Source organism: ANME-2 cluster archaeon, assembly GCA_014237145.1.
Lineage (GTDB): Archaea > Halobacteriota > Methanosarcinia > Methanosarcinales > Methanocomedenaceae > Methanocomedens_A.
In genome coordinates this window covers 1-15505 of record JAAXOC010000107.1, presented here as the reverse complement: position 1 = coordinate 15505, position 15505 = coordinate 1, and the positions used below count along the sequence as shown (strand labels likewise).

The following is a 15505-nucleotide window of genomic DNA, read 5'->3' as shown; positions in this document are numbered from 1 at the left end:
TCGCCAGTTGGTGCAAATCCAACCTGAGGAAAGGCTAGCCACCACCTCAGAACTGAACCCCACACCCAGGCTGGTAACAGGCTGATGTGAAGCTGGGGGGATGGGATAATAGGCCACAACGGAAGTGAAGGTTATAAGCCCCGAAATTCTGACGATTCTGGAAGCCGACGTTCTCTGTGTAACGGAAGGCAGCATTCGCACCACCATTAGTCCAAACCTCCGGTCTTGGAATATAGCAGAGAGCTTAACGACATGGCAAGGTGATGTGAGTCCAGCGGGGTCTCAGACCGTAGCATGTTATCAAACGGAGACTATGGGAACTCGGGAGGCCCAGGGCGTTCTTCATCAGGAAGTATGCGATTTCAAGCCTATAAACGGTAAGACATTGCAGATGACGCCTTGGGAGTCGGATCAGTTCATAGTACTGATGAAGCAGGGTAATGCCTGTGAAGGGAAGGGACTGACAGGAGCGCGAATGACATCCGTGGCACATCTACCACACCCTGAGGTGGAATGTAGATGACAACAAAACTGGTGTCTAAGACTCTAAAAGTTATACCAGTTATAGCTTTAAAAGCTAAGGAAGATCCGAACTGTAAGTTTACGTCATTAGCACACTTACTTACAGATGATTTTCTAAAAGAATGTTTCAGGGAGTTAAAGAGAAGAAAATCTCCAGGCATTGACGGAGTAACAGTAAATGAATACGAGGAACAACTGGATGAGAATCTCGCAGACCTGGTAGCAAGGCTTAAAGGAAAGCAGTACAAGCCTCAACCGGTCTTGCGTGTCTATATTCCGAAGCCAAACGGCGATAAAAGACCGCTCGGAATCCCGACTATCGAGGACAAGATCGTCCAGATGGCGTTAAAGAAGATTCTCGAAGCGATCTTTGAACAGGACTTTATAGACACATCTTATGGTTTTCGTCCCAATCGAAGCTGCCACGATGCTCTTAAGAAGATAGACAAGATCATCATGAACGCTCCGGTCAACTTTGTGGTGGACATGGACATCTCAAAGTTCTTTGACACAGTAGACCACAAACAATTGATGGAATGTCTAAGACAGAGAATTGTGGATCCGAGTTTGCTACAGTTGATCAGTCGTTTCCTGAAGTCTGGCATAATGGAAGAGGGAGTTTACTGTGAGACGGATCAAGGTACGCCACAGGGTGGAGTGTTGAGTCCCGTACTCGCTAATGTATACCTCCACTATGCGCTGGACTTGTGGTTTGAGACTGAGGTGATTCCACAGCTAACTGGTTATGCCCAGCTTGTCCGATATGCTGATGACTTTGTTGTCTGTTTCGAGAAGGAAAATGAAGCCAGAGCATTCGGAGTTGCACTTAGGCAGCGAATGGGTGAATTCGGACTTACGATCTCTGAAGAAAAGAGTAAGATTCTCGAGTTCGGACGATGCACATGCCAAAGAGCAAGGAAATATGGCATAAAGTGTGAAACCTTTGATTTTCTCGGTTTTACGCACTTCTGCGATAAAACCCGAAGAGGCAAGTTCAAGCTTGGGCGGAAGACGTCACGTAAGAAGTTCAGACAGAAGATAACGGATATGAATATATGGTTAAAGAGTATCCGAAATCTTGTTGAACTGAAAGAATGGTGGAAGGTGCTGGGGCTAAAGTTGCTTGGACATTACCGGTATTACGGTATGAGCGGTAACATACGGTGGCTACAGAACTTCTACTATCAAACCGTGAGTCTCGCCTTCAAATGGATAAACAGGCGCAGTCAGAGGAAAAGCCATAACTGGGATCAGTTTAATCGTTTCATCCAATTTAATCCACTCCCAAAGCCGAAGATATATCATTCGCTATATAACCTGAAACCATAGAGGATGTGCTTCTGAAGAGCCGGATGAGGGAAATCTTCATGTCCGGTTCTGTGAGGGGGCTCATAGTAACCTCGGGGCTATTACTCCAATAAGAAGTGCGCTATGGGTTCTACTCGACAGGCACGCAGAGAATAACAACACACCTCACAATACATCTCTGCACCTCTCTGTGTCCTCTGCGGTGGATCTTTTTTACCACGATCCATTTATCCAGAATAAATTAAAAAGTCACAGAATTAATCCATCCCCATTTCCTCAATCCCGTTCTCATCTACTAGTTTTTTTATCCTCTGCGTGGCAGCATCCAGTTTCGAAGAGCATTGCCTGGTGAGGGCTATTCCACGCTCGAAAAGTTCGAGATTTTCTTCAAGGAAATGTTCGCCACTTTCAATCTTCCTGATAATCACTTCAAGCTCGTGGAGTGCATCTTCAAACCTGGTATCATCAATGTTGGTATCATTACTGCTATCTGTCAAACGTCTTCCTCCGTACTATTTACATTACAATATATCTTACCATCAACGACCCGTATCTCCAGTGCATCTTCTTTTTGTACTTGTTTGACGGTTCTTACGATCTCATCGTCATGCTTTACAATACTGTATCCTCTTTTCAGGATATTCAGCGGACTTACAGCATTGAGCCTACCGACACTTGATTCAAGTAATTTTTGGTGTTTCTCAAGTTCCCTGTAAGTAGTGCTCTTTAGCCGCATCTCAAGTTCATCTGTCCTTTGCATAAACTGGTTCATTGTGCGGCTAATAAGCCTGGCATCCACACTATTTTCGAGATGCTGCAGATGGTTTGAATGCTGTTCGACCAGGTTTTCGATCGATGACACGAGGCGGGACTTAACAGCATCTATCTGGTTCTTCACTTCTTTACGGTCAGGCACCACAAGTTCGGCAGCGGCTGACGGTGTGGGTGCCCTTACATCGGCAGCCAGGTCTGCTATGGTGAAATCAGTCTCATGACCCACAGCAGATACAACCGGGACATGTGAATTAAATATGGCCCATGCCACTGCTTCACTATTGAAAGGCCACAGGTCTTCAAGTGAACCCCCTCCCCTGGCAAGGATAATTACATCAACATCCATCTGGTTCAGGCGTTCTATGGAACTGACAATACTTTCGGTTGCCATTTCACCCTGCACAATTGTGGGGGATACCAGAATGTTCACTGGAAACCGTCTCCTGGTTACATTGATGATATCATGTACCACGGCCCCGGTCAGGGATGTAGCCACGCCAATGCATCCCGGGAAACGTGGCAGTAGCTTCTTATGTTCTGCATCAAACAGGCCCTGTGCAGAGAGTTTTTTCTTAAGTATCTCCAGTGCCCTGTGCAAGTCTCCTATCCCGTCAGGTTTTAACGCAGTTACTACAAGCTGGTAGTTACCCCTGACCTCATACACATCGATATCACCAAGGGCCAGTACCTTCATTCCTGATTCGGGCTCAAACGCCAGGTTTTTGCAATAGTTCCTGAACATCACGCAGCTAAGCTGGGCACCCCTATCCTTTAGTGTGAAATATTTATGTCCTGACCCGTGATTGACAAGGTTGGATATTTCACCTTTTACCCATATCCTGTGGAGCAGGGGGTCCCGGCCTATCACATCCCGGACATAATGATTGAGTTCCCCAACTGAATATATCACAGTCTCATCAGGTCCGCCTTGAAAATCAAGTAAATTCACACATGTAATATTGTATTGATAATGTATGATACTTTTGTTAGCAGGGTGAAAGTAATTCAAAGGAATGAGTCAATAGTTAAAGAGCCATCCAGGTCATCTTCAGATATCGTGGAAGATTCGAATACTGACTTGCGGACCTTTATTGGAACATCCCGCCGCACTGCCAGGGAGATGCAATCACTGGGCCTGGCATCTATGTCTATGCTGGAACCATCATATGACAAGGTAAGCCGGGCATAATATATGCTATCTTCTATTTCATCTATCTGGACACCTGTTATGGTTGCGCCCAAACGTTCGATGATGGTCGTCATCAAGTCGTGGGTCATTGGCCTTTGAGTTACCTCATTATTCAGGGCTGAATGAATGGAAACACCTTCGGCCATCCCCACATAGATGGGCATGATCTCCTCTTCCTCATTAGAGATTATGACCATAGGGGTCGGGCCGTGTACGGTATTAATTATATAGACACCTTTCACATTTGCCAGGATAAATTCGTCCATGCAATATAATTTACCGGAGTATGTAAAAAGGTTTGTTAAGGGGGGATTGATTCACAGCTATGGCGTCAACCTGATTTCTGTATAAGTCAAACGTAGCGACGTCACACCCAACCGCAGCAGAGCTGTGGAGTATAATTATTAATATTAACTAAATATAGAATCCTTATCAGTTATCACGGTGTTGTCCCTTGATTCGATTTCTGTTATTAATTCTTCAACATCCTCTTTATCCAAGATGTTTTCTTTCCATAACGATTTCAATATATGGGGTAGCAACAGACATTGCATGCCGTGCTTTTTACAATAATTGTACACTTTCTTCTCATTACTGAGAAATACATATCCTCTACTTTTACACATTGCGATACTGTCTCGCTCACCCGGCCCAAAAGATTTTGGAAGACCTAACATATAAGGTAAATCATTCTGGTCAACGGCAACAACATCTATATATTCATTTTTGATACAATCAAGAACAGACTCTGCAAAAAAATATCCCTTCTCGTAATATTTCACAAAAGACATTGGACGATACAGACATTTTAGTTTGAAATAGGTCAAAAAGCAGCTTGATCCTACCAACTTTTCCAAATGTAGAGAGAATATTTGTATCTACAAGTATCATTTACTCGTTACTCTAATATCTTTGATAAGTTTCAGGCCTTCGTCAAATTCTTCATCACTCAATGATTCCACTTTAATTTTCAGCCCCTTTTCTGCTAAGACCTCTTTAAATTCTTCACTGACCATGCCTGCAATTTCGGCGGATCTGGACAATGTCACTTTTCCTTCCTGGTATAACTCAACTGCAGATGCTACTCTCAGATCCTGCCGTCTGGAGAACAAATATCGAAGTGCATCTATCGTAAGTTCTGATTTATTCGAATAGTAACCAGCTCCGATCAGGCCTTTTATCTGATCATCAAGAAGAGAATGTCTAGCATGTCTATATTCCATGGTAATTATTTCCTAACTATTCGGTATTAAATCTATGCTTTGGTACTTTACGATGACACAGTAACGATGGTCGGTATCTCAAAGGACAAATGACTGAAGGAAATGCAGAGATGGCAAACACCTCCTTCACACCCTCAATCTCCGAATCATCAATTTTTGTGAAAAATCTTGGATAATTACGATCTTGAAATATCAGACGCGTTTAGATTTATTTCTTCATCTTCCCGGCCACATCCCCCGGACTCTCGGCCACCACAACCCCCGCACCCTCCAGCGCCTCGATCTTCTCCCTGGCAGTCCCGCCGCCCCGCTGATAATGGCACCAGTATGGCCCATGGTCTTGCCGGACGGCATGCTTATCCCTACCACATAGCCCACTACTGGCTTGGTCACATGCTCCCTGATATATTTGGCAGCCTCCTGCTCTGCAGTGCCGCCTATCTTGTACACCATGACTATGACCTCATTTAAAGAGTATCTATGAACGATATGCTCACAAAATTGTACTTAAAATATCAGTAGATTGAAGGGTTACTGAGTATTTCTGTATCCTGTTAAGAAATGAAACAGGCCAGATTAAAATGCTCACCCCATCACTTCCCGCCTTAACAGCACATACGCCAGCCCCAGCCCGGCTATGCCGTAACCCAGTAGCGGCATTAAGTGCCCTGCCAGCACATCGAACCCTTGCTGGTATATCAGTACCGCATCCAGCGCCCTGATGCCCATGGTGATGGGAAGGACATTACCCAGCCATGCCATCAGTGGCGGCATAGTTTCGAATGGGAAGAACATGCCGCACAAGAACAGCATAGGAATGCTCAGCACCAGGGACATCAACATGGCCGTATTCTCGGAATCGGCCAGTGTGGCCAGCGCCATCCCGATACCAATAAAGGATGCCGAATATACCAGGATCACAAGGAACAGCGCTCCCCACTGGGATACAGGGATGAACACACCATATAACAGGAATGCCACTATGATCATGATAATACCCTGCAACAGGGCAATGAGTATCAGCGCAAAGGTTTTGGCAAAGATAAACTCCCCAAGGTTCAGGGGTGTGAGCAGTGTGCGTACCAGGGTTTTCTGGGTCCTCTCCTGGATTATAGTTATGGATGCCAGCATGAACGATATGAACATCAACACAATGGATATAATGCCTGGCATTAAAAAATCAAGCTGGGACTTATCCTCAAACACCTTTTCCATTTCCATTGTTACAGGAGCGGCAATGGTAGTGGGCGATTTCGTTGTCACCTCATTGATCACTCCCTTGGTCCTTTCGATCTCTGATACCAGCGAAGCCGTGCTGTTAGCCATGCCAGTGGAAAGATTCTCCAGCTGCTGTGAGGTATTTGCCGATTGGTCTTTCACATCCTCCAGAGTAGTCACAACATTCTTAATATCAGCAATATTCTCATTGATATTGGATATCTCAAGGGTATAGTTGTTGATGGACACCTGCATTTCCTGAAGGCGGACATCTGTCCGGTTCAGTTTATCATGCAGTTGTGCACTGGTCCGGGCAACGTTGTCAAGGCTGTTGTACAGCGATATCACAGGTGCAGTGTGCTCCTGCAGCAGACCTCTGGTATCCTGGATCTGCTGGATAGTACCTGCCAGTGTGATGCACTGCGGCTGTGACGGGTCGACAGTGCATGTGAGGCCATAGGTCTGCTGCAAACCAGTCTGAAGGTCCAGCAATGCGGCGTCGGTGGCATCGATATCATCCACCACCACTTTCAGTTCATTCCTTAACAGGGCAGCATCATTGTAGATGGAACTCACATTCTCATCCAGTTGCCTGATCTCCAGGCGGCTTTCATTAATGTCGGCAGCGGTCTGGTTCAGGTCAACCTTCATCTGCTGCAGGGTCTGTTCCATCTCGCCCACCGAAGCATTCAGGCTGGTCGCATTGAGTTCATCAAGTGCAGATATCACTTCCTGGGTACTGCTGTTAAGTGAAATGATGCTGCTGTTAATTGCAATGACCCCTTCCTGCAAGGGATCCAGTTTTGCCTCCATTTGACCCAGTTCTTCCCAGAGCCGGCTGAGAAATCCGAGGGTAAGTTCGTAGGACATCTTCTCAGTGGTGGTCATGAACACTGTAGATATGACCGGGGCAATCAGGACCCTGGAATTGTCAATATACAATTTTATTGCCTGGGTCTCATCCATGGGTATGAAGATACCTGCACTGTATTTCCCGCTCCTTACTCCCTCTTCGATAACTGTGGGGTCGGTTGTGTTCTCCGTCGTGATCAGGAACATCTGGCTGTCGTTCAGTTCCTGGATTATTTCCTCACCCAGTTGTGACCCTCCGCCGACACCCAGCCTGATATCCTTAAGACCCTGGTCAGTACCGCCTGTGAACATCGACCCTATCAATATCATAATAAGTATGGGTGTAAGGAAGATCAGGAGTACTGTCTTTCGGTGGCGGATATATATCTTCAGGTCTTTTTTGATAACAGAGGTTATGGTCAATGCCATTCCTCCCCTGCAAAATGAATGAATACATCTTCCAGGCTGGGCCGGTTGGATTCAATGTTGGTTATGTGCTCGCCCCCCACTTCAAGTGTTTCAATAACATGCTCCAGTGCCTGCTCGTCCGTGAGCGTTATCTTCAGTCCTTTTTCATCAACAGCGCATGACGCCACACCTTCCAGCGCATCCACCCGATCAGTGAGGGCGTTGTAGTTACCGGGCGAGCTTGTGATCTGGACGACCCGCTTACCCACCGTGTTCTTCAGATCTTCAGGCGTTCCCTCCACAACGATATTCCCCTTGTGCATTATCAGTATCCGATCAGAGAGCAGGTCGGCCTCTTCCATATAATGGGTGGTGATAAGTATGGTGGTGCCGTCACTGTTCACTTTCCTGATGGTATCCCACAATGCCTTCCTGGATACAGGGTCCAGCCCCACACTGGGTTCGTCCAGTATGAGTACCTCTGGTTTGTGTATCAGCGCACAGGCAATGTTAAGCCTGGTCTTCATGCCGCCGGACAGAGTGCTGGCCCGGCTTGAGCTCTTATCGGTAAGCCGGAGCATCTCCAGGACACGATGGCTCCTCTTTTTTATGTCAATGACCGCAACGCCGTACAGTGAACCGAAATACCTGAGGTTTTCTGTCACTGTGAGTTCTTCATAGAAACTGTTCTCCTGAGGCACCAGCCCAATAATGGAGAGCACGTCCTTTTTATCAGATACCACATCAAGCCCTGATATGAATGCTGACCCTGTAGTCGGCCGCATCTGGCATGAAAGTACTTTTATCAGCGTGGACTTGCCAGCTCCGTTGGGTCCGAGTAGCCCAAAAATGGTTCCTTTTTCAATATCCAGGGAAACATCATTCAGGGCCTTGAATTCCCCGAATGTCCTGGATATCTTTTTTATTTCGATTATTTTCTCCATAGCTCCCCTGCACAGCCTAAATTCAACAATTTAACAATGTTTACAATAGGTAATTAAACTTTTGGATTGAAAAAATAGTTTCACTTCTGTCCAGGTGGGCAGATCAAGTGTGTAAATCGGTTTTACACTGTGATTTGAAAAAAAGGAAAGGGTGGGAGCCAAAAAACCGACCCCTATCTATTCAGTATCTGCTTATTCAGTATCTACCAGTTCAGTATCTACCAGTTCAGTATCTGCTTATTCAGTATCTACCAGTTCAGTATCTGCCTATTCAATACTTACCATTTCAGTACTTACCAATTCAGTATTTGCCTTCTCAATAGCAACAACTTTGACTTCGAATGTCAGAGTCTTACCAGCCAGGAAATGGTTACTGTCCAGTATTATGTCAGTCTCATTGAAATGCACCTGGACGGGCACCTGCTGCGGTCCGAACATGGTCTGTTTTGTGATATATGTTGTAGCATCAGGAACCGGGTTATGCTGCAGGGTTATATTGGTCTCGGTAACCTCAAGTACGGTGCTGTTCCAGGGAGATTCCGGGAACTGGATGATATCACCCACTTCAACATTATGTCTTATAACGATATGACTTGAGTTCACTTCTATAACTTCATCCGGCCACAGTGTTTGTCCTCCCTCTACCATGTCCCCTACCTCCATATCATAGGACAGTTTGACAATATCGGCTATTTCAATAATTGTCAGATTGATAGGACTATCAGGTACAGTAACTGTATCGCCCACATCATTTTCAGTACCGAATGTCATGTTGAACTGGATTACGGGAACCTCAATTACCCGATCAAATGTTTGGGTGGCAGATATATCATCCAGCTGTGGAACAACATCTATTTTTGTGGGATCTGAGGGGCCGTAGCCATCCTCGGGTGCTATGTTGAGCGTTTTACGATCTCCCTCTTTCATACCCAACAGTCCGTCCTCAAAACCTTTAATGACAGTATTTGCCCCCATTACCACCTTAAGTGGCTGATATGGCCTTCCCTCCTGGTAGACACCTGCACTCACGGCAACTTCAGGGTCTGAAGTATCAAAAACAGTCCCGTCAGGCAGCTTTCCTGTATAATCTACTTGAACGGTATCACCTATTTCCACAACCGCACTTCCTTCCATACTTGTAATGAACAGCACGCCAACCAGGATGGCTACCAGTGCAACGATTCCAATGTAATATTTAATATTTTCATTTTCAGCTTTCATGCTTTTTCCTCATACGTCAATGATTAAAATGGCGCATACCTGTGAATGCCAGTGATACGCCAAGCCGGTTCGCGGTGGCAATGACCTCATCGTCCCTTATGCTGCCGCCAGGGGACACGATGTACCTGATATCATGTTCTGAAGAATGTATAATACTATCGTCAAACGGGAAGAAGGCATCTGATGACAGCACGGTTTCAGACATCACATTTTTGAGGTATTGCTCAAAAGGTACATCCGGCTTTTCCCTTTCATAGATGATCTCAAGATTCTCCCTGGCTTTGGTCACAGCCAGTTTCCGGATGGAATCCACCCTGTTGGGCTGCCCCGCACCCATACCCAGCACCATGTACCGTCCCGGTGAATACTCCCCTGCCACAATAACAGAATTGGATTTGGTCCGCTTGCATGCCACCATTGAGAACTCTGCCAGTCCCAGTTTGGATTCAGGGAACGGATGTTCTGTCACCACATCCCATTTCTCGAACACACCGATATTCCTGGATTGCTGAAGCATTCCCCCCACGATGTTAGTAAGCTTGCTCTCCACTTTAATACCCTGGCGCATCCCGGGCAGTTCCAGGATACGCAGGTCCTTGCTTTTCTGCTTTAAGAACTCCATTGCGTCAGGTTCAAAACCCGGAGCTAAGACTACTTCAACAAACCTGCCCTTCATGAATTGTGCGGTTTTCAGGTCAATTGTATGGTTCATGCAGATGATACTGCCGAATGCAGATACGGGGTCGCCGTCCCAGGCTGCTGACAGAGCATCATACAGAGTACTACCTGTAGCAAGCCCGCAGGGGTTGTTGTGTTTGACCACGCAGGCGGCCGGATCATCACCCAGTTCCAGTATGGTCTGCATCGCATTATCCGTATCAACGTAATTATTATAGGACATCTCCTTGCCATGATGCTGCACTGCCTTTGACAGGGCCGCACCCTCAACTCCGGGCTCTTTATAGAATTTGGCCCACTGGTGCCAGTTCTCCCCATAGCGTAATGTCTGCCCGGAGGTGTACTTGAGCCTCAGGATATCCTCGCCACCCAGTTCACGGCTCAGGTATGTGTCTATGGCTGCATCGTAATCTGCGGTGTGCCTGAATGCCTTGACTGCCAGTGCCTCCTTTGTGGAAATGGAAACCTCACTGTCTGCCTGGAGTTCGGCTATGATGTGGGAGTAGTCATCCGGGTCAGTGATAATGGTCACATATTTGTAGTTCTTGGCAGAGGCCCTGACAAGTGTTGGCCCGCCAATATCGATATTCTCAATTGCTTCTTCCAGGGTCACATCTTTTTTGGCTACCGTCTCACTGAAAGGATACAGGTTGACAGCTACCAGGTCGATAAATTGTATATCATGTTGTTGGGCCTGTGCCACATGCTCGCTATTATCCCGCAGGCACAGCAGGCCACCGTGGATCCTGGGATGCAGTGTCTTTACCCTGCCGTCCATCATTTCTGGAAAATCAGTTATGTCAGATACATCCCTCACAGTTATACCTGCTTCACGCAAGGAGCGGGCTGTGCCGCCTGTGGAAATTATCTCAACATCCATATCAACCAGTGCTTTTGCAAAATCTGCTATTCCTGTCTTATCTGATACACTGAGAAGAGCGCGCTTTACGCTTACCAATAAATCACCGCTTTTGATAAGAGGAGAAGTTAAATAAATGTTTCTAATAATCAGGGGTGTAAAAATTTTGTGTTTGAATAAAACCCGCCTTTTGCAAATATGTATATCTGGTTCAGTATAAATGGGAATAGAATCTCAATATCTTAAAAGTAAAGTCAACGACCACGGACGTTGCTTCGCTCTGTCCGAAGCATCTGTCTAGCACATAAGGTTCTAATAAAAATCCAAGTGTGAATATTACATATATAATTTGTTTTGAAACTTTATAATAATCAACAGTACTTCCGAAACGGTGGAACATATAAACTGGCTACAGAGTTAAAAATGAATTCAAGATAAGGACTTGTTCCATTTCTCCAGTGGTACGGATTTTTATTTTCGTACTTCAGTGCATATTGTACAATATTTTAAATGTGCTAAAAGCAGGATTTGATATTACTGCATCTGAATTAAAATCAGCAATTGGTAGTGATATTTTTCAGTTTATTAGATATGGATTTGAATCGTTGTGTGCAATTCCTATGGAAATATTGTTGAAGAGAGTGATGGAATATAATGAAGATCGAATTAAAAAGCTACGAATTCTCTTGACAGATTCCTGACAATTGTTGTTATCAGGGTAGAATCGTGGATATGGTTAGCGGGAGCTATAGAAAAATGTGCTCGAATCTGGGTGTTCATGGAGTAGATCAAGGTTGAATACTATAACAATTAACATTTTTTTATAAATGTTGTGCGTGAATTTGATTGATTGTAATCGCTGAAAAGGTTACAGAAATTGTTTTCATTCGGAACTACATATGATCGAAAGTACTGAAGGAAGAGACACAGCGCCTGGGTGATGATAGAGAAAGTATTGGAGCCTGAGGTGCCCTGCGGCGGCTTGACCCACGGGGGCGGGTAGTGCTATCCCTCTTTGCCAGGACAGAGCTAATAACTTCTTCCGATGTGGCCAAGCCACTTGGGCTCTCCCGGCGAATGGCACGCAACCTGCTGAGAGACTGGGTTGAAGAGTGGTGGCTGGAGATAACGGATTCGTCGAGGCGGGGCAGAGCTTATACTTTGTCAGCGGGTTATCGGCAATTTATCGGTAATTTAACGGTAATTTAACGGCAATGACTGACTAAATATCAATAGATTAGGATGAAGAATTTTCCACATACATTTGATGAAAATCTCCAATAACCTATAAATCACCACATTTATCACCAATCTTAACCATTCTCTTCCCCATGTTCTTAGCCATGGGAGCAGAAGCCACAATCGAACTCAGGGACGGCATGATAATCAAAAAACGCCTGCCAAAAGGCTACCGCCTTGAGGCCCTGGACAGCACAATCAAGCAGGAGCGCACCAGGGCAGAAGCACGTATCATCTCGGAATCAAGACGCAGGGGCGTGCCCACACCCATTATCTACGACACAGAGGACTTCGAGATAACAATGGAGTACAACGATGGGCAGAAGGTCAGGGACATCCTCACCCCGGACCTGAGCCGCCACATAGGAACCGTAGTGGGCAAACTCCACAGTGCCGGCATCATCCACGGCGACCTCACCACCTCCAACATGATACTGCACGACGACAGGGTGTACCTCATCGATTTCGGGCTGGCATTCCACGACAACTCTGTAGAGGCCAGGGGCGTGGATGTCCATGTGCTGTTCCAGACATTTGTGAGCACCCACAATGACCACGAGACCATGAAGGCAGCGTTTGCACAGGGGTACAGCCAGACCTTTGTTGATGCAGGGCCTGTGCTTGAGCGGGTGACAGAGATAAAGGGGCGTGCACGGTATGCATAAAATATATTTTGCTACTGGCAATGCCCACAAGCTTAGAGAAGCAGGTAACATCCTGGGTGCTATCGGGTATGAAGTAACGCATATCGACTGCGACTATCCCGAACTGCAGGCAGACAACCTTGAGACAATCTCAGCCTATGGCGCACGGTGGTGTGCGCGGCAACTGGACAAGCCCGTAATGGTAGATGACAGCGGCATATTCATCGATGCCCTGAACGGCTTTCCCGGCCCATATTCCAGGTATGTGGAGGACCACCTGGGCAACCGAAACGTCCTGAAACTTATGGAAGAAGTGACCAACCGCAAAGCTGTGTTCAGGACAGTTGTCGGATACTGTGAGCCCGGCGGTGAGCCTCACACATTCACAGGCGAAGTAGAGGGAACCATAGCCTTTGACGAGCGGGGGATGAATGGGTTTGGCTACGACCCCATATTCCTGTACAATGACCGCACCTTCGGTCAACTAAAAGACAATGAAAAGAACCGGATATCTCACAGGGGTAATGCCATGCGAAAGTTTGCCGGGTGGCTACAGGAAAAATAGGATAAAGTTCAGGGCCACAATCCGAACCGGTAATTTAACACAAGTAATATAATACCGATCAACACCCCACCGATCATGATAATTTTCGGATCCATGTGGTAGGTGGTCTCATCGGCCTCATAATAACGCATAAGGCCAGCCGATGACATCAGGCCGCTCTGTGACTCTTTCTTTTTACCCACTGTTATTCATCCTCCAATTCTATTATTTACCGTAATTCGTCCTTATTGCTTATCAAGGTATCTTAAGAACAATATTATATCAATGCCTTAAGCAGGTCAAAGTCATGGACCATGCCCTTAAGTTTATTGTTGGCAGAGATCACCGGCATCTGGTCTATATTATTACGCTTCATCTTCCTGGCCGTTTCGCTGATAGAATTGCTGGGAACAACGGAAATTGGTTCACCTTTTAACTTCACTGCATCCTTTACCGAACAATCCGGCAGTTTGATCCTGGATACGCTGTAATACAAACTCATAGTATCACGCATTGATTCCCATGTCCAGGCATCATCATCCGAACCTGCAGACATATCAGAATGCTCAACAGAATCCTCGATAATGCTCATGTTGATCAGGTCTTTATCACAGACCACACCCAATATCTCTCTTGACTCGTTCACAATAGGTGCGGCTTTGACCTCAGCCATTTCCAAAATCATTCCCATTACGGAAACAGGAGTATTTTCCCATACTACGATAACTTTGCCATCAATAAAGTCCCCTATTGGGTCCGGAATGTTAAAACCGGCAATAGCACCGATAATATCCGCTATAGTGATCAGCCCCACCAGGGTATTCCCCTCCACAACCGGAAGTCTCCTGACACCTGATTCGGTTATTATCCTTGAAGCTTGTACAATGGATTTTTCAGCAGTAATAGTAATGGGGTCCCTTTTCATCAGGATTGCAAGCTGTTCCTCTTCCGGGTTCTTTAAAAGATCGGTCCTGGTCACAATGCCGACCAGATCACCGTTCTTGACCACAGGCACACCGGACACATGCTTTTTTTTCAGGATATCCAATACTTCATCCCTAGATCCCGGTAGTGTTGCAAAGGCAACATCCCTTATCATGATGTCATCAACTGTTGTAACATTTGGCATTAATTTAGCTCTCCATTTTGACTGTTGACGATATTTTATTATCTGGGTTTTTCCCCTCTGACGATCATTACAGGCACTTTTGAAGTCCTTGAAACTTTTTCTGCCACGCTGCCCAGCAGGAACCTGTCAAGTCCCCTCTTACCAAGGGTACCCATAACGATCAGGTCTGCCGGAATAGTTTCCGATAATTTCACAATCTCTTCTGCCGGATGTCCTTCCACAACAAAGCATTCCACTTCCACATCTGATATTTTTGCCTCTGCTTCCACTTTCCCGGTTGCTTCGCTGCCTTCTGTCTTCAACAGTTCATATATGTTCTCCCATGCCGCGTCCATGGGTATGGTGGCAAATGCCCCGGTATCAACTACATATATGGCAGATATCCTGGCCCTGGAGATCTTGGCAAGCTCAACGGCATATTCAACAGCATTTCCAGAATATTTCGAACCGTCCGTTGCAAGAATTATGTTTTTAAACAATCTACTTTCCATGGATAATTCCTCCATTTCCATTTGTTATTGCTTTGATGTCGTCAGGTCTCCCTCTTCTGACAAGGCTGGCAACAGGGTCACTGCTATTGGATAAATTTGGTGACTCATCGTCCAGTAACATGATAGTGGCCTGTTTTCCATCCACGATTGAACCTATATCCTCATCAGTCCCAAGTATTTTTGCTCCATTAAGCGTGCACAACTTAAATACCTGTCTGTCATCCAGCCTGTATACCTTAGACAGGAATTCCATTTCAGAGAA

18 protein-coding genes are annotated in these 15505 nt (G+C 45.8%); 4 read left to right on the top strand and 14 right to left on the bottom strand.

Annotated elements, in window-relative coordinates:
- Positions 1-313 precede the first annotated feature (313 nt).
- Both HF974_14735 and ltrA read left to right on the top strand, forming a co-directional pair.
- Positions 314-523: a hypothetical protein gene (locus HF974_14735; GenBank protein MBC2699555.1), complete on the top strand. Its 210-nt coding sequence runs from the start codon at positions 314-316 to the stop codon at positions 521-523.
- Complete coding sequence (gene ltrA, locus HF974_14730; protein MBC2699554.1) at positions 520-1851, top strand: group II intron reverse transcriptase/maturase; 1332 nt, start codon at positions 520-522, stop codon at positions 1849-1851. Before HF974_14735 ends, ltrA begins: the two co-directional genes overlap by 4 nt.
- Positions 1852-2087: 236 nt before the next feature.
- Here the strand turns inward: ltrA and HF974_14725 are convergent, their stop codons facing one another.
- The 10 genes from HF974_14725 to purH form a co-directional block, all read right to left on the bottom strand.
- Positions 2088-2327: an exodeoxyribonuclease VII small subunit gene (locus HF974_14725; GenBank protein MBC2699553.1), complete on the bottom strand. Its 240-nt coding sequence runs from the start codon at positions 2325-2327 to the stop codon at positions 2088-2090.
- Positions 2324-3514, bottom strand: a complete 1191-nt coding sequence (gene xseA, locus HF974_14720; GenBank protein ID MBC2699552.1) for an exodeoxyribonuclease VII large subunit — start codon at positions 3512-3514, stop codon at positions 2324-2326. Before xseA ends, HF974_14725 begins: the two co-directional genes overlap by 4 nt.
- Positions 3515-3609: 95 nt before the next feature.
- Positions 3610-4059: a bifunctional nuclease family protein gene (locus tag HF974_14715; protein ID MBC2699551.1), complete on the bottom strand. Its 450-nt coding sequence runs from the start codon at positions 4057-4059 to the stop codon at positions 3610-3612.
- Positions 4060-4203: 144 nt separating this feature from the next.
- Positions 4204-4575, bottom strand: a complete 372-nt coding sequence (locus HF974_14710) for a hypothetical protein (GenBank protein ID MBC2699550.1) — start codon at positions 4573-4575, stop codon at positions 4204-4206.
- 105 nt (positions 4576-4680) lie between these two features.
- Positions 4681-5016, bottom strand: coding sequence for a hypothetical protein (locus tag HF974_14705; protein ID MBC2699549.1), 336 nt, complete (start codon positions 5014-5016; stop codon positions 4681-4683).
- Between the two features lie 216 nt (positions 5017-5232).
- The gene (locus tag HF974_14700) at positions 5233-5469 is read right to left on the bottom strand and encodes a hypothetical protein (GenBank protein MBC2699548.1); all 237 of its coding nucleotides are present in this window, start codon (positions 5467-5469) and stop codon (positions 5233-5235) included.
- Between the two features lie 132 nt (positions 5470-5601).
- Positions 5602-7509: an ABC transporter permease gene (locus HF974_14695; GenBank protein ID MBC2699547.1), complete on the bottom strand. Its 1908-nt coding sequence runs from the start codon at positions 7507-7509 to the stop codon at positions 5602-5604.
- On the bottom strand, positions 7506-8438 hold the full coding sequence (locus tag HF974_14690) for an ABC transporter ATP-binding protein (protein MBC2699546.1): 933 nt from the start codon (positions 8436-8438) through the stop codon (positions 7506-7508). Before HF974_14690 ends, HF974_14695 begins: the two co-directional genes overlap by 4 nt.
- A 267-nt stretch (positions 8439-8705) precedes the next feature.
- The gene (locus tag HF974_14685) at positions 8706-9659 is read right to left on the bottom strand and encodes a hypothetical protein (GenBank protein MBC2699545.1); all 954 of its coding nucleotides are present in this window, start codon (positions 9657-9659) and stop codon (positions 8706-8708) included.
- A gap of 16 nt (positions 9660-9675) precedes the next feature.
- Positions 9676-11313, bottom strand: coding sequence for a bifunctional phosphoribosylaminoimidazolecarboxamide formyltransferase/IMP cyclohydrolase (gene purH / locus HF974_14680; GenBank protein MBC2699544.1), 1638 nt, complete (start codon positions 11311-11313; stop codon positions 9676-9678).
- Between the two features lie 1214 nt (positions 11314-12527).
- Here purH and HF974_14675 point away from each other — a divergent pair.
- Together HF974_14675 and HF974_14670 are read left to right on the top strand one after the other, a co-directional pair.
- Positions 12528-13100 carry a Kae1-associated kinase Bud32 gene (locus tag HF974_14675; protein MBC2699543.1) on the top strand — a complete coding sequence of 191 codons (573 nt, stop codon included), beginning with the start codon at positions 12528-12530 and terminating at the stop codon, positions 13098-13100.
- Positions 13093-13644: an XTP/dITP diphosphatase gene (locus HF974_14670; protein ID MBC2699542.1), complete on the top strand. Its 552-nt coding sequence runs from the start codon at positions 13093-13095 to the stop codon at positions 13642-13644. The genes HF974_14675 and HF974_14670 overlap by 8 nt, the downstream gene beginning before the upstream one ends.
- Positions 13645-13652: 8 nt before the next feature.
- Here HF974_14670 and HF974_14665 read toward each other — a convergent pair whose 3' ends face one another.
- From HF974_14665 to HF974_14650, 4 genes are all read right to left on the bottom strand, one after another.
- Complete coding sequence (locus tag HF974_14665; GenBank protein MBC2699541.1) at positions 13653-13826, bottom strand: preprotein translocase subunit Sec61beta; 174 nt, start codon at positions 13824-13826, stop codon at positions 13653-13655.
- 74 nt (positions 13827-13900) lie between these two features.
- The gene (locus tag HF974_14660) at positions 13901-14752 is read right to left on the bottom strand and encodes a CBS domain-containing protein (GenBank protein MBC2699540.1); all 852 of its coding nucleotides are present in this window, start codon (positions 14750-14752) and stop codon (positions 13901-13903) included.
- A gap of 38 nt (positions 14753-14790) precedes the next feature.
- Entirely contained in the window at positions 14791-15243 is a 453-nt protein-coding gene (locus HF974_14655) for a universal stress protein (GenBank protein MBC2699539.1), read from the bottom strand.
- Positions 15233-15505: amidohydrolase family protein (locus HF974_14650; GenBank protein ID MBC2699538.1), on the bottom strand; the 273-nt coding region annotated here is incomplete at its 5' end. The genes HF974_14655 and HF974_14650, both read right to left, overlap by 11 nt.

What these genes read in the sequence shown, in the direction of transcription:
- HF974_14735 (MBC2699555.1), top strand. Translation starts at nt 314, where the DNA reads ATGGGAACTCGGGAGGCCCAGGGCGTTCTTCATCAGGAAGTATGCGAT.
- ltrA (MBC2699554.1), top strand. Translation starts at nt 520, where the DNA reads ATGACAACAAAACTGGTGTCTAAGACTCTAAAAGTTATACCAGTTATA.
- HF974_14715 (MBC2699551.1), bottom strand. Translation starts at nt 4,059, where the DNA reads ATGGACGAATTTATCCTGGCAAATGTGAAAGGTGTCTATATAATTAAT.
- HF974_14705 (MBC2699549.1), bottom strand. Translation starts at nt 5,016, where the DNA reads ATGGAATATAGACATGCTAGACATTCTCTTCTTGATGATCAGATAAAA.
- HF974_14700 (MBC2699548.1), bottom strand. Translation starts at nt 5,469, where the DNA reads ATGGTGTACAAGATAGGCGGCACTGCAGAGCAGGAGGCTGCCAAATAT.
- HF974_14690 (MBC2699546.1), bottom strand. Translation starts at nt 8,438, where the DNA reads ATGGAGAAAATAATCGAAATAAAAAAGATATCCAGGACATTCGGGGAA.
- HF974_14685 (MBC2699545.1), bottom strand. Translation starts at nt 9,659, where the DNA reads ATGAAAGCTGAAAATGAAAATATTAAATATTACATTGGAATCGTTGCA.
- HF974_14675 (MBC2699543.1), top strand. Translation starts at nt 12,528, where the DNA reads ATGTTCTTAGCCATGGGAGCAGAAGCCACAATCGAACTCAGGGACGGC.
- HF974_14670 (MBC2699542.1), top strand. Translation starts at nt 13,093, where the DNA reads ATGCATAAAATATATTTTGCTACTGGCAATGCCCACAAGCTTAGAGAA.
- HF974_14660 (MBC2699540.1), bottom strand. Translation starts at nt 14,752, where the DNA reads ATGCCAAATGTTACAACAGTTGATGACATCATGATAAGGGATGTTGCC.
- HF974_14655 (MBC2699539.1), bottom strand. Translation starts at nt 15,243, where the DNA reads ATGGAAAGTAGATTGTTTAAAAACATAATTCTTGCAACGGACGGTTCG.